Annotated in this window: 29 protein-coding genes; 18 read left to right on the top strand and 11 right to left on the bottom strand. The window is 63.7% G+C overall.

Annotation, left to right across the window (positions count from 1 at the left end):
- The first annotated feature begins 190 nt into the window (after positions 1-190).
- Positions 191-1255, top strand: coding sequence for a glycosyltransferase family 4 protein (locus LB572_RS18735; RefSeq protein WP_224668740.1), 1065 nt, complete (start codon positions 191-193; stop codon positions 1253-1255).
- On the opposite strand, the gene LB572_RS18730 is transcribed toward LB572_RS18735, so the two are convergent.
- The 3 genes from LB572_RS18730 to LB572_RS18720 form a co-directional block, all read right to left on the bottom strand.
- On the bottom strand, positions 1247-1606 hold the full coding sequence (locus LB572_RS18730; protein ID WP_224668739.1) for a tRNA-binding protein: 360 nt from the start codon (positions 1604-1606) through the stop codon (positions 1247-1249). The two genes, LB572_RS18735 and LB572_RS18730, sit on opposite strands and share 9 nt — an antisense overlap.
- A gap of 18 nt (positions 1607-1624) precedes the next feature.
- Entirely contained in the window at positions 1625-2125 is a 501-nt protein-coding gene (locus LB572_RS18725; RefSeq protein WP_040989643.1) for a YbjN domain-containing protein, read from the bottom strand.
- A gap of 314 nt (positions 2126-2439) precedes the next feature.
- Positions 2440-2742: an accessory factor UbiK family protein gene (locus LB572_RS18720; RefSeq protein WP_224668738.1), complete on the bottom strand. Its 303-nt coding sequence runs from the start codon at positions 2740-2742 to the stop codon at positions 2440-2442.
- Positions 2743-2947: 205 nt separating this feature from the next.
- Between LB572_RS18720 and LB572_RS18715 the strand changes: the two genes are divergently transcribed.
- The 7 genes from LB572_RS18715 (at position 2948) to LB572_RS18685 (ending at position 9055) form a co-directional block, all read left to right on the top strand.
- On the top strand, positions 2948-3187 hold the full coding sequence (locus LB572_RS18715) for a BrnA antitoxin family protein (protein ID WP_224668737.1): 240 nt from the start codon (positions 2948-2950) through the stop codon (positions 3185-3187).
- A 105-nt stretch (positions 3188-3292) separates the two neighbouring features.
- A complete protein-coding gene (lgt, locus tag LB572_RS18710) occupies positions 3293-4147 on the top strand; it encodes a prolipoprotein diacylglyceryl transferase (protein WP_224668736.1) in 855 nt (284 codons plus the stop codon).
- Positions 4144-5211, top strand: coding sequence for a class I SAM-dependent methyltransferase (locus LB572_RS18705; RefSeq protein WP_224668735.1), 1068 nt, complete (start codon positions 4144-4146; stop codon positions 5209-5211). Before lgt ends, LB572_RS18705 begins: the two co-directional genes overlap by 4 nt.
- A gap of 88 nt (positions 5212-5299) precedes the next feature.
- The gene (gene pgeF, locus LB572_RS18700; protein ID WP_224668734.1) at positions 5300-6088 is read left to right on the top strand and encodes a peptidoglycan editing factor PgeF; all 789 of its coding nucleotides are present in this window, start codon (positions 5300-5302) and stop codon (positions 6086-6088) included.
- A complete protein-coding gene (locus LB572_RS18695) occupies positions 6088-7239 on the top strand; it encodes a M24 family metallopeptidase (protein ID WP_224668733.1) in 1152 nt (383 codons plus the stop codon). The genes pgeF and LB572_RS18695 overlap by 1 nt, the downstream gene beginning before the upstream one ends.
- 55 nt (positions 7240-7294) lie before the next feature.
- Positions 7295-7921 (top strand): hypothetical protein, encoded by a 627-nt coding sequence (locus LB572_RS18690; protein ID WP_140807676.1) that lies wholly within the window; start codon positions 7295-7297, stop codon positions 7919-7921.
- 198 nt (positions 7922-8119) lie between these two features.
- Positions 8120-9055: a ribose-phosphate pyrophosphokinase gene (locus LB572_RS18685; RefSeq protein ID WP_140807675.1), complete on the top strand. Its 936-nt coding sequence runs from the start codon at positions 8120-8122 to the stop codon at positions 9053-9055.
- Here the strand turns inward: LB572_RS18685 and LB572_RS18680 are convergent, their stop codons facing one another.
- The gene (locus LB572_RS18680; RefSeq protein WP_224668732.1) at positions 9056-9622 is read right to left on the bottom strand and encodes a dihydrofolate reductase family protein; all 567 of its coding nucleotides are present in this window, start codon (positions 9620-9622) and stop codon (positions 9056-9058) included.
- 116 nt (positions 9623-9738) lie between these two features.
- The gene (locus LB572_RS18675; RefSeq protein ID WP_224668731.1) at positions 9739-10608 is read right to left on the bottom strand and encodes an AraC family transcriptional regulator; all 870 of its coding nucleotides are present in this window, start codon (positions 10606-10608) and stop codon (positions 9739-9741) included.
- A 110-nt stretch (positions 10609-10718) separates the two neighbouring features.
- Here LB572_RS18675 and LB572_RS18670 point away from each other — a divergent pair, with 110 nt between their 5' ends.
- Positions 10719-11948, top strand: a complete 1230-nt coding sequence (locus LB572_RS18670) for an MFS transporter (RefSeq protein ID WP_224668730.1) — start codon at positions 10719-10721, stop codon at positions 11946-11948.
- A gap of 157 nt (positions 11949-12105) precedes the next feature.
- On the opposite strand, the gene LB572_RS18665 is transcribed toward LB572_RS18670, so the two are convergent.
- Positions 12106-13386 (bottom strand): glycosyltransferase, encoded by a 1281-nt coding sequence (locus LB572_RS18665; RefSeq protein ID WP_224668729.1) that lies wholly within the window; start codon positions 13384-13386, stop codon positions 12106-12108.
- 206 nt (positions 13387-13592) lie between these two features.
- On the opposite strand from LB572_RS18665, the gene LB572_RS18660 reads away from it, so the two are divergent.
- Positions 13593-14510, top strand: coding sequence for a hypothetical protein (locus LB572_RS18660; RefSeq protein ID WP_224668728.1), 918 nt, complete (start codon positions 13593-13595; stop codon positions 14508-14510).
- Positions 14511-14596: 86 nt separating this feature from the next.
- On the opposite strand, the gene LB572_RS18655 is transcribed toward LB572_RS18660, so the two are convergent.
- Positions 14597-15472, bottom strand: a complete 876-nt coding sequence (locus LB572_RS18655) for an alpha/beta fold hydrolase (protein ID WP_224668727.1) — start codon at positions 15470-15472, stop codon at positions 14597-14599.
- A 149-nt stretch (positions 15473-15621) separates the two neighbouring features.
- On the opposite strand from LB572_RS18655, the gene LB572_RS18650 reads away from it, so the two are divergent.
- On the top strand, positions 15622-16065 hold the full coding sequence (locus tag LB572_RS18650) for a MarR family winged helix-turn-helix transcriptional regulator (protein WP_140807670.1): 444 nt from the start codon (positions 15622-15624) through the stop codon (positions 16063-16065).
- A 44-nt stretch (positions 16066-16109) separates the two neighbouring features.
- Here LB572_RS18650 and LB572_RS18645 read toward each other — a convergent pair whose 3' ends face one another.
- On the bottom strand, positions 16110-16754 hold the full coding sequence (locus LB572_RS18645; protein ID WP_224668726.1) for a glutathione S-transferase family protein: 645 nt from the start codon (positions 16752-16754) through the stop codon (positions 16110-16112).
- Positions 16755-17103: 349 nt separating this feature from the next.
- On the opposite strand from LB572_RS18645, the gene LB572_RS18640 reads away from it, so the two are divergent.
- The 7 genes from LB572_RS18640 to LB572_RS18610 all read left to right on the top strand — a co-directional run bounded on the left by LB572_RS18640 (position 17104) and on the right by LB572_RS18610 (position 22602).
- The gene (locus LB572_RS18640; protein ID WP_224668725.1) at positions 17104-17748 is read left to right on the top strand and encodes a 50S ribosomal protein L25/general stress protein Ctc; all 645 of its coding nucleotides are present in this window, start codon (positions 17104-17106) and stop codon (positions 17746-17748) included.
- A gap of 24 nt (positions 17749-17772) precedes the next feature.
- Complete coding sequence (gene pth / locus LB572_RS18635; protein ID WP_140807667.1) at positions 17773-18495, top strand: aminoacyl-tRNA hydrolase; 723 nt, start codon at positions 17773-17775, stop codon at positions 18493-18495.
- Between the two features lie 87 nt (positions 18496-18582).
- The gene (locus tag LB572_RS18630) at positions 18583-19335 is read left to right on the top strand and encodes a tetratricopeptide repeat protein (protein ID WP_224668724.1); all 753 of its coding nucleotides are present in this window, start codon (positions 18583-18585) and stop codon (positions 19333-19335) included.
- Positions 19336-19452: 117 nt separating this feature from the next.
- Positions 19453-20556, top strand: a complete 1104-nt coding sequence (gene ychF / locus LB572_RS18625) for a redox-regulated ATPase YchF (protein WP_140807665.1) — start codon at positions 19453-19455, stop codon at positions 20554-20556.
- A 19-nt stretch (positions 20557-20575) separates the two neighbouring features.
- Positions 20576-21550 carry a magnesium/cobalt transporter CorA gene (gene corA / locus LB572_RS18620; RefSeq protein ID WP_224668723.1) on the top strand — a complete coding sequence of 325 codons (975 nt, stop codon included), beginning with the start codon at positions 20576-20578 and terminating at the stop codon, positions 21548-21550.
- A gap of 114 nt (positions 21551-21664) precedes the next feature.
- Positions 21665-22135 (top strand): MaoC family dehydratase, encoded by a 471-nt coding sequence (locus tag LB572_RS18615; protein ID WP_224668722.1) that lies wholly within the window; start codon positions 21665-21667, stop codon positions 22133-22135.
- On the top strand, positions 22132-22602 hold the full coding sequence (locus LB572_RS18610) for a MaoC family dehydratase (RefSeq protein ID WP_140807662.1): 471 nt from the start codon (positions 22132-22134) through the stop codon (positions 22600-22602). The genes LB572_RS18615 and LB572_RS18610 overlap by 4 nt, the downstream gene beginning before the upstream one ends.
- A 206-nt stretch (positions 22603-22808) precedes the next feature.
- Here LB572_RS18610 and LB572_RS18605 read toward each other — a convergent pair whose 3' ends face one another.
- The 3 genes from LB572_RS18605 to LB572_RS18595 all read right to left on the bottom strand — a co-directional run bounded on the left by LB572_RS18605 (position 22809) and on the right by LB572_RS18595 (position 25768).
- Positions 22809-23354 (bottom strand): adenine phosphoribosyltransferase, encoded by a 546-nt coding sequence (locus LB572_RS18605; RefSeq protein WP_140808979.1) that lies wholly within the window; start codon positions 23352-23354, stop codon positions 22809-22811.
- A gap of 218 nt (positions 23355-23572) precedes the next feature.
- Positions 23573-24439 carry a cytochrome c1 gene (locus tag LB572_RS18600; RefSeq protein WP_140808981.1) on the bottom strand — a complete coding sequence of 289 codons (867 nt, stop codon included), beginning with the start codon at positions 24437-24439 and terminating at the stop codon, positions 23573-23575.
- Between the two features lie 27 nt (positions 24440-24466).
- Positions 24467-25768, bottom strand: a complete 1302-nt coding sequence (locus LB572_RS18595) for a cytochrome b (RefSeq protein WP_140808983.1) — start codon at positions 25766-25768, stop codon at positions 24467-24469.

Genomic DNA, 25768 nt, shown 5'->3' with positions numbered 1-25768 from the left:
TCATGAAATCATGGTCAAGAGCGCGCATGAAGCGCGCGACCTTTGTTGATTCGGCCCTGCCGCCCCGCTTCGATCCCGTGCCCGCCCGGGTGCGCTGGAGCGAGGCGCGGGCTGCTGCCTGGCTGCCGTTCCGGCACTGCGCCGGCAGGAACTATCGCGGCAAAGGACCGTCATACATATCGGGATCGCCATGCGTATCCTGATGGTCACCGACGCATGGCGGCCGCAGGTCAATGGCGTGGTGCACACGCTGGAACGCCTCACCGAGGCGCTGAAACCCTTCGACGTCGAGCTCGATTTCCTGACGCCGAACCTCTTTCGCACCTTGCCCATGCCGACCTACCCGGACATCCGCTTGGCGCTGACCACGCCCGGCCATGTCGCACGCATGATCGAGGCCGCCAAGACCGAGCATATCCACATCGTCACCGAGGGTCCGCTCGGCATCATGGCGCGCCGCCATTGCCGAAAGGTAGGCCGCCCCTTCACCACCAGCTATCACACGCGCTTTCCCGAATATCTCAGCGCCCGCCTGCCGGTGCCGGAGAGCTGGGCCTATAACTGGCTGCGCGATTTCCACAATTCCGGACAGGGCACGCTTGTCGCGACGCAATCGCTGGCGGACGATCTCGCGGCACGCGGCTTCAACAAGCTGAGGCCCTGGACGCGCGGCGTCGACACCGACCATTTCCGGCCCGACAAGCGCAAGGAGACCGGATTCCCTCGCCCGGTTTTCCTATGTGTCGGCCGCGTCGCGATCGAAAAGAACCTGGCCGCCTTCCTCGATCTCGGCTTGCCCGGCAGCAAGGTTATCGTCGGCGAAGGGCCGGAATTGGCAAAGCTCAAGGCGCGCTATCCCAAGGCGCATTTCCTCGGCCATCGCCCGAACGACGAGCTGGCCGAGATCTACGCGTCGGCCGACGTCTTTGTCTTCCCGAGCCGCACCGACACGTTCGGCAACGTCATCGTCGAGGCTCTGGCCAGCGGAACGCCCGTCGCGGCCTATCCGGTGACCGGACCGATCGACATTGTCGGCGATGGCGTCGGGGGAGCCGTATCGAACGATCTCGGCGAAGCGGCGATGAAGGCGCTTCACGTGGATCGCGCAGAGGCACGCCAGCGCGCGATGCGCTACAGCTGGCAGGCCTGCGCTGAAATGTTCCTCGACGTGGTCGACGAAGCGCTGGGGATGCCAGGCAAGCGCGCCGATCAGGATCAGCTGGCTCCAGGTCGCCCCAGGCTCGTCCTAGAATAAACGCCCGCCGTCCGGCACCTTGCGCTCGATGGCGCCGAGCACGACCGCGCCTTCTTCATCGGGAAAGCCGAGCGTCAGCACTTCGGACATGAACGGGCCGATCTGGCGCGGCGGGAAATTGACCACCGCGAAGACCTGGCGGCCGACCAGCGTTTCGGGCGCGTAGTATTTGGTGATCTGCGCCGACGATTTTTTGATCCCGATCGCCGGGCCGAAATCGATCTTCAGCTTGAACGCCGGCTTGCGCGCTTCCGGAAACGGCTCGGCCTCGATGATCGTGCCGGCGCGGATATCGACACGGTCGAAATCGGCAAAGCTGATCTCGGGTTTTCGCTCGCTGCTGGAACTCATCGGCGATGTCGGCTTGGCTCAGGCGTTTCCATGGGTCTCGAAGAGCACGCTGGACAGCGCGTCCTTGGCCGATGTACCCGACCAGACGACGAACTGGAAGGCCTGGAAATAGCACTCGCAGGCCTCTAGCGCCGACGACAGAAGCACCTCGACCTGCTGGCTCGAAGGCTCGACCCCGCCGGCAAGCAGCAGCGACTGCCTGAACATGATCGCGCCTTCCTGTTCCCACAGATCGAAATGCCCGAACAGCATTTGCTCGTTGATCAGCGAAAGCAGCCGCATCACTTCCAGCGCGCGCGTTTCCGGCACCTTGATGTCGAAAGCGCAGGCCAGATGCAGGGCCTCGAAATCCTCCATCCAGGAAAAGGAGACATGGTAGTCGGTCCAGCTCCCGGCCACCGAAATCGAAATCTCGTCGTCGCCGGCGCGCTCGAAGGACCAGTCGTTGTTGTGGGCCACCTGCTCGATGACATCCACCGGGTGGATTTCGCGAGAGAATTCGAGTTCGAGGAGTTCCATGAATGCTTCCTGTGTTCAGGGGAGCGCCTCACGCTCCGCGGGGCACACACGACGAACAATCTTGTCTAGAACTCGGACGGTCAGGACTTTCCAACGCAAAGACCCCAACCGGACCCCACCGCCCGGCGCATGACCCTGCTTCGAATCATGCAACAAATTCAGTCTATTGATCGGGAGTCGCGTGAACAGCCCAATTTTTCGCACTGCGTCATCCGCATGTGGAAAGGTGGCTGTCACAAAGATTCATGCAATGCCGGTAAGCGATTCACGGCAAAGCGATTTTTCGGATCGCGCTATGTGGAAAAGTTTAACGATTATTTTTTTGCGCGGGGCTTCGCAGCACCCGCAGGTGCGGCCTGTGCGGTCAGTTCGGCGAGCCTGGCCTCGAGCGCCTCGACGCGTGTCGCCAACTGGATGTTGTCTTCCCTCGCCTTGACCGCCATCTCGCGCACCGCCTCGAATTCTTCGCGCTGCACGATATCCATGGAGTTCAGCATGCGCTCGGCCTGGGCCCGGAACGCCGTCTCCACTTCGCGCCGCACGCCCTGCGCGGCACCCGCGGCATCGGTCATGATCTTTGCGAATTCGTCGAGAATGCGGTTCGGTCCGGTCGCCATGGCAGATCCTCGCTTGCTTGATTTGACGTAGTGGGGCGCGACGCGGAATGCAAGAACGTTGAGGTTTGATGCCTCCTCTGCGTTGCTATGGCGCATGGCAGCGCCATGCCGCAACACAGCTATCACATCGCCCAGACCTGTACTTGAAGACGCCAGATCGCCTATTGTGCCGTGTATTGTTCCAGCACTCAGTCAGGATCGACCAATGGCAACGCCCCCGCGCCGACCGACAAACCCGATGGCCGCCGCGGAAGCCGCCTTCAAGCCGGTCAAAAAACCAGCTGTCCCAATTCGCGAGGCGGCAGCGGCGCCAAACGTCAGAGAGCCTGTTTCGATAAGGATCGATCGCGCAGTGCTGGACTATTTCCAGGAAGATGGTCCCGGCTGGCAGGACAGGATCAACGACGCGCTGAAGCAAATTGTCGCCGGCAAACCTCAGGTCTGAAACCGCTCGCCGTAGCGTTCAGAACATCAATCGCCTTGCCTTGACCGCGCCAAAACCCTGCCGCATGGTCCGCGCCCAATCGTGACCGTCACCGGGGACCCCGTTTTGAGCGAATATTTCCTGCTGCCGCTGGCCTCCCTGCCCTTCCCCAACATCGACCCGGTCATCGTCCAAATCGGGCCGCTCGCGGTGCACTGGTACGGCGTCGGCTACATCGTCGGCATTCTCTTTGCCTGGTGGTACGCCAAGCGCCTCGTCACCAGCCCGCGCCTGTGGCCCGACGGCAAGCTGCCGATGAAGCCGGAAGACCTCGACGACTTCATCGTATGGGCGGCGATCGGCGTCGTGCTCGGCGGCCGCACCGGCTACGTGCTGTTTTATGACCTGCCGCGCTACATCGCGCATCCGCTCGACATCTTCGCCGTCTGGCAGGGCGGCATGTCGTTCCATGGTGGCCTGCTCGGCGTCATCCTCGCCATGACGCTGTTTTCGCTCAAGCGCCGCATCTACACCTGGACGCTGTTCGATGTGGTGTCGGCCGGTGTCCCGGTCGGGCTCGGCCTTGTGCGTGTCGCCAACTTCATCAATTCCGAGCTCTGGGGCCGGCCGTCGGACGTGCCCTGGGCCATCGAATTTCCCAATGGCGGCCCGTTCACCCGCCATCCCAGCCAGCTCTACGAGGCGTTGCTCGAAGGCCTGGTGCTGTTTCTGGTGCTGCGTTTCCTCACCCATTCGCGGCTCAAGCTGAAGACGCCGCGCTTCGTCGGCGGCACCTTCATCTGCGGCTACGGCTTGTCGCGCATCTTCGTCGAATTCTTCCGCGAGCCTGACCAGCAGCTCGGCTATCTGCTCGGCACCAACTGGCTGACCATGGGCATGATCCTGTCCACCCCGATGGTGCTCGCCGGCATCTGGGCCATGGTGACGGCGAAGCCGGCGCCACAGCCGCAGGCGGCATGACCCGGCTGAAGGAGCGCGTCATAGACCTGATCGGCGCGACGGGGCCGATCCCGGTCAGCGAATATATGGCGCTTTGCCTGTTCGATCCCGACGCGGGCTATTACACCACGCGCGAGCCCTTCGGCGCCGCCGGCGACTTCACCACCGCGCCCGAGATCAGCCAGATGTTCGGCGAGCTTGTCGCCGTCTGGCTCTACCAGGCCTGGCAGAGCGCCGGCCGGCCGTTGCCTGCGACCTTCGCCGAGATCGGTCCCGGTCGCGGCACGCTGATGAAGGACATGCTGCGGACGTGGTCGCGGCTCGACCCGGAGCTCGTGGCCGGCGCTTCCTTTGCCATGATCGAGACCAGTCCGCGCCTGGCTGACATCCAGAAGCAGACGCTTGCAGGTCAGCACGCGCCGCTTGCCTGGCACCAGGCCATCGACACGCTGCCACGGCAGCCGCTCTTCATCGTCGGCAACGAATTGTTCGACGCCGTGCCGATCCGGCAGTTCGTCCATGTCGGCGCGGGCTGGCGCGAGCGTGTTGTCGGCCTCGATGGCGCCGATGAACTGCATTTCTTCGCCGGCGCGGGGTCCGTCGATCCGGCACTGCTGCCCGCCGCCGCGGCCGATGCGCCGCAAGGCGCCATCGCCGAGGTGGCGCCCGCCCGGTCGGCGTTGATGGCGGCGATCGCCGCGCGCATAGCCGGCCAGGGCGGCGTCGGCCTCTTCATCGACTACGGCCATCTGCAGCCGGGCATCGGCGACACTTTCCAGGCGCTGCGCCGGCACCAGCGCGAAGACGTTTTGGCCAATCCGGGAGAAGCCGACCTCACCGCCCATGTCGATTTCGCCCCCCTTGCCGACATGGCGCGCGCGCACGGTCTCGATGCGCAATTGTCGACCCAAGGCGAATTCCTGCTTGGAATGGGCCTGCTCGAGCGCGCCGGCACGCTCGGCGCCGATGCCAATCCCGAGACACGTCAAGCCATTTCGGACGCGGTCGAACGCCTGGCCGGTCCCGATGCAATGGGCAAGCTGTTCAAGGTCATGAAGGTCCTGCCGGTGGCGAAAGCCGCCTGAGATCGGCGAGCGGCCTCGCCGGCTGGTCCGCTTCGTTCTCCGAACTTCGCCTTGACGAACCCGCCTCGCACGGACGACAAACCCAACCATGCTGAATCAGACCAGACCCGATCCAGTACGCTCGCCGCTGCTTGAAAAGGCGCAAGGCATGCGCCACGGCTACTTCACCCGCACCGGCGGCGTCTCCGACGGCATCTATCGGGGGCTCAACATCGGCACGGGCTCCAGCGACGATCAGACACTGGTCGCCGAGAACCGGCGGCGCGTTGCCGACTGGATGGGCGTGCCGGGGGATCATCTGCTGACCGCGCATCAGATCCACTCGCCGGATGTCATCGTGGCCAGGGAACCCTTCGCGGGGCCTCGCCCGAAGGCCGACGCCATCGTCACCGACCGTCCGGGCATCGCCATCGGCGCCTCGACCGCCGATTGCGGGCCGGTGTTGTTCGCCGATGCCGAGGCGCGCATCATCGGCGCCGCCCATGCCGGCTGGAAGGGCGCCTTCACCGGCGTGCTCGAAAACACCATTATTGCCATGGAAGGTCTCGGCGCCCGCCGCGAGCGCATCGTCGCCGTGCTTGGCCCCTCGATCGGCCCCGACAATTACGAGGTCGGGCCGGAATTCGTCGCCCGCTTCGTCGAGGCCGACGCCGGCAACCATCGCTATTTCAGACCGTCGAAGGCGGCCGGCCACTCGATGTTCGATCTCAACCAATATACGGTCGACCGGCTGAGCAAGGCCGGCGTGACCGCCGAGGGCCTTGGTCGCTGCACTTACGCGGAAGAAGACCTCTTCTATTCCTACCGGCGCACCACACACCGCAAGGAAGCGGATTACGGGCGCCAGGTTTCAGCAATCGTTCTGGAGAAAGAGTAATGGCGCTGCATTTCGAACGTTCGGAATTCGATGCGCGGCGCGACCGGCTGCTGATCGAGATGGCCGACAAGAAGCTCGACGCCGTGCTTTTGTTCGCGCAGGAGAGCATGTACTGGCTGACCGGTTACGACACGTTCGGCTTCTGCTTCTTCCAATGCCTGGTGGTGAAGGCCGACGGCTCGATGGTGCTGCTCACCCGTTCGGCCGATCTGAGACAGGCGCGCCATACCTCGACCATCGAAAACATCGTGCTGTGGACCGATCGCCAGGGCGCCAATCCGGCAATCGACCTGCGCAACCTGCTCAACGATCTCGACCTGCTCGGCGCCCGCATCGGCGTCGAATACGATACCCATGGCCTGACCGCCTACAACGGCCGCCGCGTGGACGAACAGCTGCAGACCTTCGGCCAGATCGCCGATGCTTCCGGCATCGTCGGCCGGCTGCGCCTGTTCAAGAGCCCGGCCGAGATCGCCAAGGCCGAAAAGGCCGCCAATCTTTCCGACGACGCGCTGGACGCCGCCTTGCCCTTGATCAAGCAGGGTGGCGACGAGGGGCTCATCCTCGCCGCCATGCAGGGCGCGGTGTTTGCCGGCGGCGGCGACTATCCCGCCAACGAGTACATCATCGGCTCCGGCGCCGATGCCTTGCTCTGCCGCTACAAGGCCGGCCGCCGCAAGCTCACCAAGAACGACCAGCTGACGCTCGAATGGGCCGGCGTCTTCCACCACTATCATGCCCCCATGATGCGCACCGTTTTGACCGGCAAGGTGTCGAAACGTCACCAGGAATTGTTCGACGCCTCCCGTGCCGCCCTGCTCGCGGTCGAAAAGGCGATGATGCCAGGCAACACGTTCGGCGATGTCTTCGACGCGCATGCCCGCACGCTCGAAGCGCACAATCTGACCAAGCACCGGCTGAATGCCTGCGGCTATTCGGTCGGCGCCCGCTTCACGCCGTCCTGGATGGACATGCCGATGTTCTATCAGGGCAATACCGAACCGATCGCGCCCAATATGACGCTGTTCGCGCATATGATCATCATGGACTCCGAGACCGAGACCGCGATGACGCTTGGCCGCACCTACCTCACCACGGAATCGGCGCCGAAGCCGCTGTCGCGCCATGATCTCGACTTGATCGTGCAGTGAATCCATAATGGTTGGTCCACGCGGGGGCGTTCGCCAGTAGGGAGTTTTCAAGCAGATGAGACGATCGCAGGTGACGACCGTGTCATTGCTTGCGGCGCTGGCGCTTGGCGCCTGCACCAACGCTAAGGACGTCCTGGAACCTTCGGCGATCACCCCGCCGGCGAGCTCGGCCCAATCTTCGGCCACCCCGCAGGGCACATCGACAACGGCCACCTCTCCGACCACGACCGCGCCTGCTCCTTCGCCCGCGCCCTCCACCACGGCGTCGCCCGCGACACGCGCAACGCCAGCGCAAACCGCAGCCCTCGCAAAGACGCGGCTGCAGGTGGCGCCGATCGTCGGCGCATCGGTGGACGCGGCAGCGCCCTTGACGGCGGAGCTGCAGACCCGTGCCCGGCAACGCGGCCTGACGCTTGTCGGCAGCACCGACCAGACGGCGACGCATGTGCTGAAAGGCTATTTTTCGACGATGTCCGAGGGCAAGGACACGACCGTCATCTATGTCTGGGACATTTACGACCCCTCTGGCAATCGCCTGCACCGCATCAATGGCCAGCAGAAGGCACCTGCGGCCGGCAGCGGCGAAGGCTGGCCCACCGTGGCGCCCGCGACCATGCAGGCCATTGCCGACCAGACGATCGACCAGTTCGCCGCCTGGCTCGGCAGCGGCGGCGCCGGTTGACCGGACCGGCCCGAGTGTTGCCAGCCAAACTGTTGCCGGCCGAACTGTTGCCGGCTTGCGATGTTTTCCGTGTTTGTTGCGGTGACCGGAAGGATTCCCCACAACGAGGCTTGCAATACCGGCACGGGCCGCTAAAAGCCCGCATAAAAGGCTCATGAGAGTCTCTCCGGCCTCTCCATCCTTCACCAGGAACGGTGTATGAAGCTTTTCGCGGGCAATTCCAACCGGGTGCTGGCCGAAGCGGTCGCTCGCTATCTCAACGTCCCGCTAGGGAAGGCCAGCGTCAGACGCTTCGCCGACCAGGAAATCTTCGTCGAGATCCAGGAAAACGTGCGCGGGGAGGATGTCTTCATCCTGCAGTCGACCTCTTATCCGACCAACGACCATCTGATGGAACTGCTCATCATGATGGACGCCTTCATGCGCTCCTCGGCGCGGCGCATCACGGCGGTCATCCCCTATTTCGGCTATGCAAGGCAGGATCGCCGCGCGTCGGGCCGCACGCCGATCTCGGCCAAGCTGGTCGCCAACATGATCACCCGCGCCGGCGCCAACCGCGTGCTGACGCTCGATCTGCATGCCGGCCAGATCCAGGGCTTCTTCGACATTCCGACCGACAATCTGTTCTCGGTGCCGGTGATGGCCCGCGACGTGAAGGCCAAGTACAAGCAGCTCGGCAATGTCGTCGTCGTGTCGCCCGACATCGGCGGCGTGGTGCGGGCGCGCGCGCTTGCCAAGCGTTTCGACGCGCAGCTGGCCATCGTCGACAAGCGCCGCGAGCGTCCAGGCGAATCGGAAGTCATGAACATCATCGGCGCGGTCGCCGGCAAGGATTGCCTGCTGATCGACGACATCGTCGATTCCGGCGGCACGCTTTGCAACGCGGCCGATGCGCTGCTTGCCAATGGCGCGACCTCCGTCACCGCCTACATCACCCATGGCGTGCTCTCGGGCGGCGCCGTCGCCCGTATCGCCGGCTCGAAGCTGCAGGAATTGGTGATCACCGATTCCATCCAGCCGACGCAGGGCGTGCTCGATGCCCCGAACATCCGCGTCATTTCGATCGCCGACCTGATGGGCGAGGCGATCTCGCGCACGGCGACGGAAGAATCGGTCTCGAGCCTGTTCGATTGATCAGAAACTGATTGCCGCGGGCGCATAACGCAGCAGCATTACGCCTTGCGTAAACTTTTGCGTGCCGAGTGGCCTCAGCGCCAGCGACAGGCCGGACCGGAAATAAGGCTTGCCACCACCCAGCACGACCGGATGCATGTAAAGCCGGTACTCGTCGATCAGGCCTGCCAGCGCTAGATGCCCGGCAAGATCGGCGCCGGAGACAGAAATCTCGCCGTCCGTATTCGCCTTGAGAGCCCTCGCCACCGCCTCCACGTCACCCTTCGCCAGACGGGCGTTCGGCCCAACTTCTCGAAGCGTGGTCGAAAACACGACCTTCGGCGTATCTCGCCAGGCGTAGGCGAAATCCCGCTCGACGTCTTCGGCGGCGATCTCGCGCTCCGGACTGTCCCAGAAACGCATGGTTTCATACATCCTGCGCCCGCAAAGCGCGATCGACGTCCGCCGCATCTCGTCATTGAAATGCCGATGCAATTCCTCCTCGGGAACCGGCAGGTCGATGTCTCCGCTCGGCCCGGCGATGTAGCCGTCCAGTGATGTCAGCATGGCATAGACGATCGTCGCCATGAGGGGCCTCCGATTTTGCTTTTCCGAGAAAAGAGCATAACCGATTGCATTTTGCAATCAGTATTAGCCATGAAGCCTTAAGCCGGCTGCCGACGCATCAACTCGCTGGCGCTGCTTCACGCGGCGATCGGACCGCCCGTGCGGCGCAGGCTCGCGCCGGCATCGCGCGCGCCGCGCATGTAACCGCGCGGCGAGGCGCCGAGCATGCGCTTGAACATGGTGATGAACGCCGGCACGCTGTCATAGCCGAGATCGAGCGCCACCCGGGTGATCGGCTCGCCGTCGGCGAGCCTGGGCAGCGCCGCGAACAGGCAGGCCTGCTGGCGCCATGTCGACAGCGACAATCCCGTCTGGCGATGGAAGGCGCGGGTGAAGGAGCGCCGGCTCATACCCGCGGCATCCGCCCATTCGTCGATCGTCGCATGCGGCGAAGGGGCCGCCACGAAGCGCCGGCAGAGCGCCGTCAGCTTTGGATCGGACGGAAAAGGCAGCCCGAGCGGCCGTTCCGGCAGGTTCAGGATCTCGTGCAGCAGAAGCCCCATGACGAGCGCCGCGCGCCCTTCGAGCTCGCCGCCTTGCGGCAGCTTCTCCGATTCCACGATCAGGCTGTGCATCAATTCCGTGATGCCGACAACCCGCAGGCCTTCCGGCAGGCCGGCGATGGCGCCCGGCATCACATAGACCGAACGCATCGAGACGTCGCCAAGCATTTCGACGGCGTGCTCGGTGCCGGCCGGTATCCACATCGCATGGTCGGGCGGCACCATCCAGCGCCCGTGCTTGGTCGTCACCAGCACCACGCCGACTAGCGCATGCAGCAGCTGGCTGCGGCTATGGCGGTGCTGCGGCACGTGATAGCCGTCCGGATATTCGGTCGGCAGCGCCACCGCCGGCCCGACCGCCTGTTCCAGCCATTGCCAGCGGCTTTCGTGCAGCCGGCCGAGCTCGGCGGCGTCGCCCCTGAAGATTTCCCGGCTATTCGGCATCGGATGTGGCCCACTTGCGAAACTATTGGACCAAACCACGAAAGAAGTCGCTTGGCAACGGGCCTATAAGGCCGCCTGCGGTCCGCCGCCAAAGACTACGGAGCATTGCCTTGACTGATACGACCGTGACCTCCGTCGCCGCACCGGCGCCGGCAAGCAACATCTCGGCGCAAGCGACGGCCTTCACCGTCATTCTTGCGGTGAGCTTCTGCCATTGTGTCAACGACATCATGCAGTCGCTGCTTTCGGCGATCTATCCGCTGCTCAAGGACAATTACGGTCTCGATTTCTGGCAGATCGGCCTTCTGACCTTCACCTTCCAGGTGACGGCTTCGCTGCTGCAGCCGGTCATCGGCATGATCACCGACAAGAAGCCGATGCCCTACTCCTTGCCTTGGGGCATGGCCTCGTCGCTGGTCGGCCTGGTGGTGCTCGCCCATGCCGGCCATTACTGGCTGCTTTTGATCGGCGCCTCGCTGATCGGCATCGGCTCGGCCATCTTCCATCCGGAATCCTCGCGCATCGCCCGCTTCGCCTCCGGCGGCCGCTTCGGCCTGGCGCAGTCGCTGTTCCAGGTCGGCGGCAATTTCGGCCAGGCCATGGGCCCGTTGCTCGCCGCCTTCATCGTCGTGCCGTTCGGCCAGACCAGCATTTCCTGGTTCGCCGTCGGCTCACTGATCGGCATCGTCGTGCTGTGGCAGGTCGGCGGCTGGTACAGCCGGCTGCGCGCCTCGATGGCCACCCGCAAGCAAATTGCCCATGTCTCGCCCTTCGCGCATAAGAAGGTCATGTGGGCGCTGGCCGTGCTGACGCTGCTGGTGCTGACCAAGAACGCCTATATCGCCTCGCTCTCCAGCTACTACACCTTCTACGCCATGCATAAATTCGGCGTTTCGGTGCAGATGAGCCAAGTGATGCTGTTCCTGTTCCTCGGCGCCTCGGCGCTGGGCATCCTGCTCGGCGGACCGTTCGGCGACCGCTACGGACAGAAGGCGATGATCTGGTTCTCGATCGTCGGCGTGCTGCCCTTCACGCTGGCGCTGCCCTACGCCAATCTGGAATGGACGATGGTGCTCACCGTGCTGATCGGCCTGATCCTGTCGTCGGCCTTCTCCAACATCGTCGTCTTCGCGCAGGAACTGGTTCCAGGCCGCGTCGGCATGATCGCCGGCATCTTCTTCGGCTTCGCCTTCGGCATGGGTGGCATCGCCGCCGCGGTGCTCGGCATCGTCGCCGACATGAAGGGCATCGACTTCGTCTACCAGATCTGCTCGTACCTGCCCTTCCTCGGCCTGCTGACGGTCTTCCTGCCCAACATGAAGGAAGCGCGGCAGGCCTGATTGCCGGCGAGATCGGCGGCTAACCCGCCGTTCAACCAACGATCGTCGTCGGTTCAGGACCTTGAAGGTCCTGCATCCGGCGGCATCGCGTGGCGCAATGCTTGCATCGCCCGAGACGCCGGTTCTTTCCCCAGCGCCCCCCCCCCGGCACACAAGATCAGCTTTTTCTCAACAAGCCCATGCGCCGCAACAGGCCGGGCAAAAGGCCGCCGGGACCATCGACAGCCATCGCTTGGCGCTGCCGCCTCGGCAGCGCCGCGAACTGCTCGGGAAGCTTTTGGAGCGTCGCGGCCCAAAGCAGCGTGTCGAGCTGTGCGACGCCTGCCGACCCCAACTCCTTCGGTTCGCTTCTGAGCGCCTGCACGAGCAAATCCCGAAAATCCTCCGGCTTGTCCGCCAGCCGGACATTCTGCCAATGCCTGAAGTGCTCGTAGCCGCGAAACGCGAAGGATGTCGCCACCACCGGCTTGCGGCTGTACAGCGCTTCCGCCGTCTTGATGTTGGTGCCGCCGCCTTCGACGATCGGAAGCATCACGACATCGGCAAGCTCGATCAGCGCGCTGAGGGTCGCGCCGTCCTGCACGCCGAGCAGCTCGATCCGGGCATTGTCGGCGCCGCGGTAGCGCAGGAATCCGGGATCGTTCCGGATCTGGTCGGCAACGCCGCCGACCACGACGATCCGCTCCGAGGCTGAGAGGAAACCGAGGTCCGGACCCGTCATCTGGAGAAAACCGCGGACGTTGGGCGGATGGCCCGACCCGACGAACAGCGCCGTGCGCAGGCCGGCGAACCGCGACGCCCAATGATCGAGGCCGCCGGGCATTTCGCGCGGCCAGATGCCGTTGGCGGCGACCGCCACGCTTGGATTGAGCTTGCGAAAATAGGCTGCATCCTGCTCGCTGACGGCGACCACCAGATCCGCCTTCATGGCAAGGTCGGCTTCGATATCCGCCGCAAGTCGAGCGCTCCAGAGATCCGTTTCCGCGCCGGGTATCGCGGCCTCTTGCGCCAGCAATTGCTGTTCGACGTTGTGCGAACTGTACACGATTGAAAAACGTGCCTCGGGCGAGCACATTTCGACATACTCACGCAGAGCCGGCCAAAGCCAGCACTGCTCCAGGGCGATGACATCCGGCCTGAAGTCGTCGAGAAATCTTGCGATCTCGCGGCGGTGGGACTTGCTGCGCGCGATGAATTCGGCGGTGGCGACATCGGAACGCCATTTGCGCCTGGCCATCTTCTTGCGAAAGCTGCGCGGCAGCTCGATGAAAAGATCGCCGGCCTCCATTTCCCGCCTGGCGCCTCGGTGGGGAGTAACGACGACGTGGCGTGTTTCCCACCCGCAATCCCGCAGGACCCTGTGGATGGCATTTGCCCGCAACTGACCACCGTGGATCGGGCGCCGGATCGGATACGTTCCAAGCGAAACGTACCTCATAGGATCGACTTGATGGCCCAGCCACCGGCGCGCGGTGGCCGTCTCGACGTTGCATTCATCTCTCGCCCCCTATTCGGCTGGGACGCTACCATTCGACGCCGAGTCTGGACATGATGTCTGTGGATAGATGCCAGGGCGCGCTTTGCGTGACGATTGAAGCATGCTCCCCATGATTTTATTAGCGCGCGTCTGAGGGGAAAGAAGCGTTGACGCCGGAAAGCGGTCGAGACCCTTCCAAATTGCGAATCCTGACGCTGCTGGCGCGCCATGGCACCGCCAGGTATCCAACCGCGCTCCAGGATTTGAGGGCGATGTTCGCCGCGCAAATGCCAGACGTGTCACACCATATGCTGGTGATCGACAATGCCTTGCCGGAAGGCCACCGCGCCGACCTTGATCGCGAGGTCGAATTGATCGGGGGTTCAAACTCCAGTTGGGAATTCTCCGCGTGGGACAGCGGCATTGCCTATCTGGGCAAACGGGTGAATGACCATGATCTGGTCCATCTCGCCACGTCGGCATTCGCCGAATACACGCCGGACCATCTCAAGCTGATCGACCAGAATGTCGTGCGGCATCTGCCGGGTCTGAATGCGGTGCTAGGCCATGTCGATTTCTACAATGAGCCGGTGTCGGTGTTTGGAATTTCCTGGCAGGCATGGCTCCGCAGCTCGTTCATCCTGATGCGGCCCAGGCATTTGCAAGCGCTTGGATCGATGGTCAGCGTGACCGGCGGCACGCCGATTTTCAGCGGAGATCCGCTTGCGCCGTTTCGGAAAGACGCACCAATCTCGCGCTCGTATAGACAGTTTTTGGTTGGATGGCTTACCGGAGCCGGGACCGGGCAAGGACCTGGATGGCATTCCCGGTTCGATCTGACGCTTGAAACGCTGCCTTTTTTCGAGAGCAAGGCAAGGGCGATCCTCAACGAGCAGATGCTGACGAACCGATTGCTCGCAATCGGCAGCGCGATTGCCGATGTCACTTGGCTGGCACGGAAGGCCAAGGCTGCAAACAGCATATCCTTGGGCGACATCCCCGATTGGCGGGCCCAGATCCGACCAAGGGTGGGACGCAAACTCGCGGGCCTCCTCGGCAAACCCGGGCGGGGAGGACAGTCATAGCAGAGGGCAGCAGGCACGATTTCGCGCTTCATCCTCCTTGCAGCACCCGCCCTTGGGCGGGTGCTCTCGCGTTTCGGCAGGCGGGCTCAGGCCTTGAAGAAGGTCAGCAGGTCGGCGTTGATGACATCCGCATGGGTCGTTGCCATGCCGTGCGGAAAGCCCTTGTAGACCTTGAGCTCGCCCTTCTTGAGCAGCTTGATCGAGATGAGCGCGGAGTCCGCGATCGGGACGATCTGGTCGTCGTCGCCATGCATGACCAGCACCGGCACGTCGATTGCCTTCAGATCCTCGGTGAAGTCGGTTTCCGAGAAGGCTTTGATGCAGTCGTAATGCGCCTTGGCCCCGCCCATCATGCCCTGGCGCCACCAATTGTCGATGACACCTTCGGAAACCTGGGCGCCGGGACGGTTGAAGCCGTAGAACGGGCCGGCCGGCACGTCGTGGAAGAACTGGGCGCGGTTGGCCGCCAGCGCAGCGCGGAAACCGTCGAACACCTCGATCGGCAGGCCGCCGCCGGGATTGGCCGGCGTCTTCAGCATGATCGGCGGCACCGCACCGATCAGCACGGCCTTGGCGACACGACCGCCGCCGCCATATTGCGCGACATAGCGCGCGACCTCGCCGCCACCGGTCGAATGACCGACATGGATGGCGTCCTTGAGGCCGAGATGCGCGGTAAGCTCGGCCACGTCGGCGGCATAGGTGTCCATCTCGTTGCCGGTGTCGGTCTGGCTGGAACGGCCATGGCCGCGCCGGTCATGGGCTATGACGCGGTAACCCTTCGACAGGAAGAACAGCATCTGGGCGTCCCAGTCGTCGCTGCTCAGCGGCCAGCCGTGGTGGAAGACGACCGGCTGGCCCGTCCCCCAATCCTTGTAGAATATCTGCGTTCCGTCCTTGGTGGTGATCGTGCCGCTGCCCGAACCTGACTTGGTCTGCCCTGACGTGGTCTGCAAGCTCATCTCAATCTCCTTTTGTTGATATCGCAATAAACAATATCGCGATAAATAATTTCGTAGCGGAGATCGAAACCCTTGTCCACGAAAATATGTATCGTGATATCATTTTCCGTGGTACATAATGGATGCTCAGTCGGCAAAAGGAATGCGCCGTGCCTCTCCCGTTGGACAATCAGCTCTGCTTCACGCTCTACGCCACCTCGATGGCGATCAACCGCACCTACAAGCCGATGCTCGACGAGATGGGGATCACCTATCCGCAATATCTGGTGCTCAACGCACTGGGAGAGACGGACGGCATGTCGGTGGGCAGCATCGCGCATCGGCTCGCCCTGGAATCGAGCACCATCACGCCGCTGGTGAAGCGAATGGAGCAGGCCGGCCTTGTCACCCGCCAGCGCAGCCAGACCGACGAGCGCCAGGTACAGGTCGACCTCACCCCCGGTGGACGAGCCTTGCTCGTCCAATGCAATTGCCTGAACGAGACGCTGATCGAGCGCTCAGGCATGAAACTGGCTGAACTCGATGCCTTGAACCGACAGATCCAGGCGTTGCGCGATGCGCTGAACGGCGGCCTGGTGGTCGACGCCGTCTAAGGCCAGCTCGGCTTCCGCCCGGAATTGCGCAAAGCCGATGCCTGTCACGCCTCGGCCTTGACCGGCGGCAGTGGCGGCGCTTCCAGCCCCTGGAACGGATCGCGCCAGGCGTCGATCGCCTCCAGCCGGCCATACCAGCGCCAGATCGCCGGGTAGTCGACGAGCGGCAATCCGGCGACGTCGTTGAAGGGCAGGAACGTCGCCATGCGGAAGTCGGCATAGGAGATCGCATTGCCGACCAGCCAATCCCGTGCGGAAAGCTCGGGATCGAGGACCGCCGCGGCTCTATGGAACTGCCTCAGCCCCTCCTCGACCAGCGCCCGATCGATGGGACCGAGCCCATAGCGCTGCTTGGTGCCGCGCTCGAAATGCACCATGTCGCAAGCGAAGGCGAACCGTTCCTTGCCCCAGCTGATCCAGCGGATCATGTCCGGTTCGTCCTGCCCGACACGCCAGAAATCCGAATTCGCCTCGCGTGAGAGCCGGCAGGCGATGGCGTCGGCCTCCCACAGGCTCCATGCCGGGCCGACCAGGATCGGCAAGGTCAGGTTGGGGTTGAGCGCGCGGTAGCGCTCGGCCTGCCCCGGCGCCATCGGCGAGGCGAACTCGAACGCGATCTTGGCGTTGAGATGGCGTGCCGTCGCGACCGCGAGGCGAGGATTGGGATTGCGGCTGAACAGGAGTTTCATGTTGATCCCCGTGGGGTTTGGTTGCATGCCGCAGGACGACTGAGAATCGCTGGTTCCTACATTTGCCGCAAATGGGATTTCCGCTTATGCTTTCGGGGCCGGAAACCACCCCGCAAGCCTTCCCGCCCGACCGCTTGCGCCCTCGCCCGCCTTCCGCTATAGAGCCGCCACCCGCGTAGACACCCTTGGAGGCAACGCGGAGGAAGGCCGGCCAGGCCTCGCATGATCCCCAAGAGCATTTGGACAGCCAAAGGCGTTTGGACCGACTGCGCAGGGCCGCGACGGCTTTCGACGTCTATGGGCGGATTTGCCGGCCGTGGGCGCTCCACAACACGCGAAAGGAAATGCCATGAGCCACGATGCTTATGAGCTGAAAGCCGAAGCGCGCGAACAGGTCGGTAAGGGGTCCGCCCGTGCAGTTCGCCGCGATGGTAAAGTGCCTGCAGTCATTTACGGCGACAAGCAGCCTCCCCTGGCTATTGCGCTGAACTACAAGGACCTCTTCTACAAGATCCACGGCGGCGGGTTTCTCACCACGATCGCCACGATCGATGTCGACGGCAAGAAGATCCAGGTCCTGCCGAAGGATTTCCAGCTCGACCCGGTCAAGGATTTTCCTGTCCATGTCGACTTCCTGCGCATCGGCAAGGACACCCAGGTCAATGTCGACGTGCCTGTCCACTTCATCAATGAGGACAAGTCGCCCGGCATCAAGCGCGGCGGCGTGCTCAACATCGTTCGCCACGAAGTCGAGTTCCACTGCCCGGCCAACGCGATCCCGGAATTCATCACCGTCGATCTCACCGGCACCGACATCGGCGATTCGATCCACATCTCGGCGGTCAAGCTGCCGGCCGGCGTCAAGCCGGTCATCTCCGATCGCGACTTCACCATCGCCACCGTTGCCGGCTCGTCGGCGATGAAGCCGGAGACGGAAGCCACCGCCGAGCCGGCGGCAGCCGAAACGGCGGCCCCGGCGGCCGAAGAGAAGTAAGCTTTTAAGCGTCCGGAGGCGGCGATGCTTGTCTTTGCAGGCCTCGGCAATCCGGGCGCGAAATACGAGAACAACCGGCACAATGTCGGCTTCATGGCGGCGGACGCGATTGCCCGCCGCCATTCTTTTTCGCCCTGGTCGAGAAAATTCCAGGGCCTGATCTGCGAAGGCACGCTCGGCGGCGAAAAAGTGCTGCTGATCAAGCCGCAGACCTTCATGAACCTCTCCGGGCAGTCGGTCGGCGAAGCGCTGCGCTTCTACAAGCTCGAGCCGGCGGCGCTCACCGTCTTCTACGACGAGATCGACCTTGCCGCCGGCAAGCTCCGGGTCAAGGTCGGCGGCGGTTCCGGCGGCCACAACGGCATCCGTTCGCTCGATCAGCATGTCGGCAACGCCTATCGCCGGGTGCGCATCGGCGTCGGCCATCCCGGCGTCAAGGAGATGGTGCACGGCCATGTGCTTGGCGATTTCGCCAAGGCCGATCGCGAATGGCTCGATGTCCTGCTCGCGGCAATCGCCGACGACGCTGGTCTGCTGGCGAAGGGCGACGACAGCTCGTTCATGAACCGCGTCACGCTCGCCTTGCGCGACAAGCTCGTGCCGACCGGCGATGACGACCGCCCGCCGCCCAAGCCGCCGAAGCAGCAAAGCCATGTCCGCCAGGCGCGCCCGCAGCAGCCGGCGGCAAAACTTCCCGAGAGCGGCCCGATGGCCGCCATGCTGAAGAAGCTGTTCGGAAAAGACTAGAAAGCACGGCGCCGCGCACGGGACCGCCCAATGGAAGATTGCGTCTGGCGGCGCCGGCATCGCGCCCGGGCCACAAGTGAGATCGATATGGCTGACAGCGTTTCGGATCTGGCGCGACGTGCCAGGGAACTCGGCCTCGCCGGGGACTTCGCCGCGGGTCACGCGCTGATCGACCAGACTGAACGTCTGGCCGGCGACGATCCGAGAGCTCTCGCGATCTGCGCTCTCGAACGCGGCCGCCTCTACAATTCCGCCGGCGAACGCGAGAAGGCGCGGCCGCTGTTTGGCGAAGCCTGGCGACTGGCGCGGCAAGCCGGAGCCCATGCGTTGGCCGCGGATGCCGCGCATATGCTGGCGATCGTTGGAACACTTGACGACGCCGTCGAATGGACCGCGACGGCCCTCGCCTATATCGGCGAGCATCCAGAGGCCGAAAACTGGCGCGGAGCGCTGCTCAACAATCTCGGCTGGTCCTATTTCGATGCCGGCCGGTTCGCAGACGCATTGGCGCCGTTCGAGCAGGCGGTCGAACTGCGCCGCTCGGCCGGCGAGAAACGCGAGCTGCGCATTGCGCGCTATGCCGTGATCAGGACGTTGCGCGCGCTGGGTCGCATCGAGGAAGCCCGGCGGCTTGCCGAAGAAACCGCCGCCACGGCGGCCACCGACGGCGCGCAGGCGCCTTATGTGCTGGAGGAGCTGGCCGAATGCCGCGCCCTTCTCGGCGACATGGATGGTGCCCGCGACAGCGCCAGGCAGGCGCTGGCGGTGCTGGAGCATGACCAGGCCTTCGTGCGCGGCGAACCGGAGCGTCTCGCCAGACTGCGTCAACTTGCGCGATGAGCCAGCGATAGCCAGATTAGCGGCCATGAGGCGGCCCGGCCGATCGGGGCTTGACGTTCGTCACCCCTATCGCCCATAGCCCACAGCAAAATCGAATTCCGACAGGACTGGACGAACATGGGTTTCAAATGTGGCATCGTTGGCTTGCCCAACGTCGGCAAGTCGACGCTGTTCAACGCGCTGACCAGGACGGCGGCAGCGCAGGCCGCCAACTATCCTTTCTGCACCATCGAGCCGAACACTGGCGAGGTGGCGGTGCCGGATCCGCGCCTGCAGAAGATCGCGGCGATCGGCAAATCGAAGGAGATCATTCCGACCCGCATCTCCTTCGTCGACATCGCCGGCCTGGTTCGCGGCGCCTCCAAGGGCGAAGGGCTGGGCAACCAGTTCCTCGCCAACATCCGCGAGGTCGACGCCATCGTGCATGTTCTGCGCTGCTTCGAGGATGACGACATCACCCATGTCGAAGGCCGCATCGACCCTGTCGCCGACGCCGAGACGGTCGAGACCGAGCTGATGCTCGCCGACCTCGAAAGCCTCGAGCGCCGCATCGCCCAGATCCGCAAGCGCGCCGCCGGCAAGGACAAGGAAGCCATGGCCGTCCTGCCGATGATGGAGGCCGCGCTTGAATTGCTGCAGGCCGGCAAGCCGACGCGCTTCCTGCTCAATGGCATCGCGGCGGAAGATCTGCGCATCCTCCAGGGGCTGAACCTGCTGACATCGCATCCCGTGCTCTATGTCTGCAACGTCGCCGAGGCGGACGCCGCCACCGGCAACGAGCACACGCAGGCGGTGGAGACAATGGCTGCGGCGCAGGGGGCCGGCACGGTGGTGATCTCGGCGGCGATCGAGGCGGAAGTCGCCCAGCTTTCCGACGAGGAGGAGATGGAGTTCCTCGCCTCGATCGGCCTCGACGAACCGGGCCTCAACAAGGTGATCCGCGCCGGCTACGAGCTGCTGCATCTGATCACCTATTTTACCGTCGGGCCGAAAGAGACGCGCGCCTGGACGATCCACAAGGGCGATAAGGCGCCGCAGGCGGCGGGCGTCATCCACACCGATTTCGAACGCGGCTTCATCCGCGCCCAGACGATCGCCTACAACGACTTCGTCACGCTGGGCGGCGAAGTGGCGGCCAAGGAAGCCGGCAAGGCACGCGACGAAGGCAAGGAGTATGTCGTCCAGGACGGCGACATCATGCTGTTCAAGTTCAACACCTGATCCTCCAGGAGACCCGGCGATGATAAAAACCTTCGTCGTGGACAATGATCGCCTGCGCCTCACCGAGGATCTCGCCGCCGACGGCGACAGGGTCGTCTGGGCCGATCTCTTCAACCCGACCAAGGAGGAAGAGGCGCGCATCGAGAGCTGGCTCGGCATCGCCATTCCGACCCGCGAGGAGATGGAGGAGATCGAGATCTCGAGCCGCCTCTATATCGAGGACGGCGGCTACTTCATGACCGCCGTGCTGCCGGCGCAGACCGAGGCCGACGATCCGCTGATGTCGCCGGTGACCTTCGCGCTTGCCGGCAACCGGCTGATCACCATCCGCTACCACGAACCCAAGGCCTTCAAGACCTTCCCGCTGCGCGCCGAAAAGGTGGCGACCGGCTGCACCAGCGGCGACACCATACTGATCGGCTTGCTGGAAGCGATCGTCGATCGCCTGGCCGACATCCTCGAGCGCGCCGGCCGCGAGGTGGAAGCGATCTCGCGCGACATTTTCGAGGCGCGCTCGACCAAGGCCTCGAAGCGCAACCGCGATTTCCAGGAACTCCTGAAAGGCATCGGCCGCAAGGAGGACATCGCTTCATCGGTCCGCGACAGCCTGATCTCGCTGCAGCGCCTTGCCGGCTTTCTCGCCCATGTCGCGGCCCAGACCAAGATGAGCAAGGACGTGCGCGCCCGCATCAAGACGCTGTCGCGCGATGTGCTCTCGCTCGCCGACCACGCCACGTTCCTGTCGCAGAAGATCTCCTTCCTGCTCGATGCCACGCTGGGCATGATCTCGATCGAGCAGAACGCCATCATCAAGATCTTTTCGGTCGCCGCCGTCATCTTCCTGCCGCCGACGCTTGTCGCCTCGATCTACGGCATGAATTTCGACATCATCCCCGAGCTCAAATGGGAGTTCGGCTACCCCTTCGCCATCGGCCTGATGGTGGTCTCGGCGATCCTGCCCTTCTGGTATTTCCGCCGCCGCGGCTGGCTCTGACGGCATTGGCCGGCAACGGCTGGCTTACCAGAAATCGCTTGACCAAATTGCCTTCGACCTTCATCCGGGAATGCCCGACTTGGGGATCACGCGTTCGTCAACCGGATAGTCAGCATGACCGGAAAGACCTGGGCCTATGAGGATTTCGTCGAAGGCGCCTCGCTCGACATCGGCAGCAAGGACGTAAGCGCTGCCGAAATCATCGAATTCGCCAGCGAATTCGATGCCCAGCCGATGCATCTCGACGAGGAAGCCGGCAAGGCAAGCATCCTTGGCGGGCTTTCGGCCTCCGGCTGGCACACCTGCGCGATGTTCATGCGCATGCTGTGCGACGCTTTCCTGCTCGATTCGACCTCTCAAGGCTCGCCCGGTATCGAGCATGTGAAATGGAAGAAGCCGGTTCTGGCCGGCGATCGGCTGACCGGCACGGTCACCATACTGTCCAAGCGCCAGTCCAAATCGAGGCCGCAGCTCGGCTTGATCACCATGCGCAGCGAGCTCGTCAACCAACACGGCGAAAGCGTCTTCGAGTTGGAGAACACCGGTATGTTCCTCGCGCGTGATGCCGCACAAGGCCTATCATGACCCTCGACGAATTCTTCCTGATCGGCCAGACCGTCACGCTCGGCTCGCACAAATTCGAGGCCGACGAGATCAAGGCGTTCGCCAGGAAATACGATCCGCAGGTCTTCCACGTCGACGAGGAGGCGGCGAAGAAGAGCGTGCTCGGCGGGCTCTGCGCCTCGGGCTGGCACACCGCCGCCACCTGGATGAAATACAACCTCGAAAAGCGCATGGAGACCGAGGGCGTGCGCTGGACCGGCCCTGGCCCGCAGCCCGAATTCGGCCCCTCGCCCGGCTTCCGCAACCTCAAATGGCTGAAGCCGGTCTATGCCGGCGAGACGGTGACCTTCACGCGCACCGCGCAAGCGCACCGCCCGCTTGCCGGGCGTCCGGGCTGGAACCTGCTCACGCTGCGCTGCGAGGCCTCCGATTCGACCGGCGACAAGGTGATTGAGTTCGACAGCGCCGTGCTGGTGAAGGTGGAGTAGCGCCACCTCTCCTTCTCCCCTAGGGGAGAAGGTGGATCGGCGCGCAGCGTCGAGACGGACAAGGGGTGTTCGAAAAAACGAGGCGCTAAAGAACAGAGTGCTTCAAGCGCCTATTTCTTTATCGCAGCGATCCCTTCCAACACCCCTCATCCGACCGAGCTTCGCTCGGCCACCTTTTCCCACAAGGGGAGAAGGGGAAGTCCGCGCTAATGCCCCTCGAAGCCGATCAGCGTCCGCACCGGCACGCCGAATGCTTCCAGCTTCTTGCGGCCGCCGAGATCCGGCAGGTCGATGACGAAGCAGGCGGCGACGATATCGGCGCCGATCTGCCTCAGTAGCTTCACCGCCGCTTCCGCCGTGCCGCCGGTGGCGATCAGGTCGTCGACCAGGATCACCTTCTCGCCGGGCGCAACGCCGTCCTTGTGCATCTCCATCTCGTCAAGCCCGTATTCGAGGCTGTAGGCCACGCGCACCGTCTCGTAAGGCAGCTTGCCCTTCTTGCGGATCGGCACGAAGCCGGCCGACAACTGGTGCGCCACCGCACCCCCCAGGATGAAGCCGCGCGCCTCGATGCCGGCGATCTTGTCGATCTTCAGCCCGGCATAAGGATGCACCAGCTCGTCGATGGCGCGGCGGAAGGCGCGCGCATTGCCAAGCAACGTGGTGATGTCGCGAAACAGAATACCGGGCTTGGGATAGTCCGGAATGGTGCGGATCGCCGCGAGCAGCGTGTCTTCGAGAGAGGGTTTCATCAGACGGAGGCTCCGCGATCTGGCTATCGGCTGTGCGTTGCGGCGCGCATCCGGTGACGCAACCCACAACGGCTACCGCGATGCAGCGCCCGAGACAAGCGCATCCGGCAAAGGATCAGTGCCGCTTGGGCTCGCGCGGTTGGATTGAAAGCGTAGGGAAATACTCAAGGAAAAGGGCGCCTCGCGGCGCCCTTCGAAAGCTTGCAGCAAATTGTGGCTCAGTGCGCCACGTCAGCCCACACCCTGCGCTTGGTGAGATAGACCAGTATGCCAAATGCCAGCAGAAAGAAAAGCACGCGGAAGCCGGTCTTCTTGCGCTCTTCCATATGCGGCTCAGCCGCCCAGGCCAGGAAAGTTGCCACGTCGCGCGAATATTGGTCGACCGTCTGCGGCGCGCCGTCGTCATAGGTCACCTGGCCGTCGGAGAGCGGCTTGGGCATTTTCAGCGACACGCCCGACATGAAGTACGGGTTGTAGTGCGTGCCCTCCGGGATAACCATGCCGGCTGGCGGTGTCTGGTCGTAGCCGGTCAGCAGCGAGTGGATGTAGTCGGGGCCGCCCGCGTCATACTGGGTGAAAATGTCGAAGACGAACTGCGGGAAGCCACGCTCGACGCCGCGCGCCTTGGCCAGCAGCGACATGTCCGGCGGCGCGGCGCCGCCATTGGCCGAAGCCGCCGCCTGTTCGTTCGGGAACGGCGCCGGGAAATAGTCGGAGGGCTTGCCGGGACGGTCGAACATGTCGCCGGCATCGTTGGGGCCGTCATGGATCGTGTAGCTCGCGGCCAGCGACTTGATCTGGGCCTCGGAATAGCCGAGCCCCGTCGGCCCCTGAAGCGTGCGGAAGGCCACCAGGTTCATCGAATGGCAGGCCGAGCAGACTTCCTTGTAGACCTTGAAGCCGCGCTGCAGCTGGCCCTTGTCATAGGTGCCGAACGGCCCCGAGAAGCTCCAGCTCATTTCCTTCGGTTCGTTGATCGGGAAATGCGTCGGTGCCGCCGCATTGTGCTCCTCTTCGGCGGCGAAGGCCGCGGTGCCCGCGACGACAAGGCCGAGCAGCGCCAGCGAGGTGAGAATCTTCTTCATGCCAAATCCCCTTAGATTCTCTACCGCTCAGCCCTTGGTCTGTGGTGCGGCCGTGGCGCCCGCCGGATGTCCGCTGCCGCCCTTGTTCTTTTCCAGCACCGCTTCCGTGATCGAGTTCGGCAGCCGCCTGGGCGTCTCGATCAGGCCGAGGACCGGCAGGATGATCAGGAAGAAGGCAAAGTAGAACAGCGTCGCCATCTGCGCCATGAACACGTAAGCGCCTTCCGCCGGCTGCGAGCCCAGCCATCCAAGCAGGATGGCGTCGGCGACGAACAGCCAGAAGAACAGCTTGTACCAGGGACGATAGACCGCCGAGCGCACCTTGGAGGTGTCGAGCCACGGCACCAGGAACAGCATGACGATGGCGCCGAACATGCACAGCACGCCGCCGAGCTTGGAGTTGATCGGCCCGACATTGAAGGTGATGGCGCGCAGGATCGCGTAGAACGGCAGGAAGTACCATTCCGGAACGATATGGGCCGGCGTCTTCAGCGGGTTGGCGACGATATAGTTGTCGGCATGGCCGAGATAGTTCGGCAGGTAGAAGACGAAATAGGCGAACACGAACAGGAACACGATCATGCCGAACGCGTCCTTGATGGTCGCATAGGGCGTGAAGGCGACGGTGTCCGTCTTCGACTTGACCTCGATGCCGGTCGGGTTCGACTGGCCCACGACATGCAGCGCCCAGATGTGCAGCACGACGACGCCGGCGATCATGAACGGCAACAGGTAATGCAGCGCGAAGAAGCGGTTCAGCGTCGGGTCGTCGACGGCGAAGCCGCCGAGCAGCAGCTGCTGGATCCAGTTGCCGACCAGCGGGATGGCGCTGAAGAAGCCGGTGATGACGGTGGCGCCCCAGAAGCTCATCTGACCCCAGGGCAGCACATAGCCCATGAAGCCGGTCGCCATCATCAGGAGGTAGATGATGCAGCCGAGGATCCACAGAAGCTCGCGCGGCGCCTTGTAGGAGCCGTAGAACAGGCCGCGGAAGATGTGGAGATAGACCGCGATGAAGAAGAACGAGGCGCCGTTGGCATGCATGTAGCGCAGGAGCCAGCCGGAGTTGACGTCACGCATGATCTTCTCGACCGAATCGAAGGCGAGATTGGTGTCGGACGTATAGTGCATCGCCAAGACGATGCCGGTCAGGATCTGCGCGACCAGCATGATCGACAGGATGCCGCCGAACGTCCACATGTAGTTGAGGTTGCGCGGCACCGGATAGGAGACGAAGCTGTCATGGATCAGCCGCGGCAGCGGCATGCGCGCGTCGAACCAGCGCTCGATACCGGTCTTGGGCGTATAGGTCGAGTGTCCCTCGCTCAT

Source organism: Mesorhizobium sp. BH1-1-5, from assembly GCF_020165615.1.
Taxonomy (GTDB): domain Bacteria; phylum Pseudomonadota; class Alphaproteobacteria; order Rhizobiales; family Rhizobiaceae; genus Mesorhizobium.
Note: the sequence above shows the minus strand (reverse complement) of the source record. Positions and strands in the feature narration are given on the sequence as shown.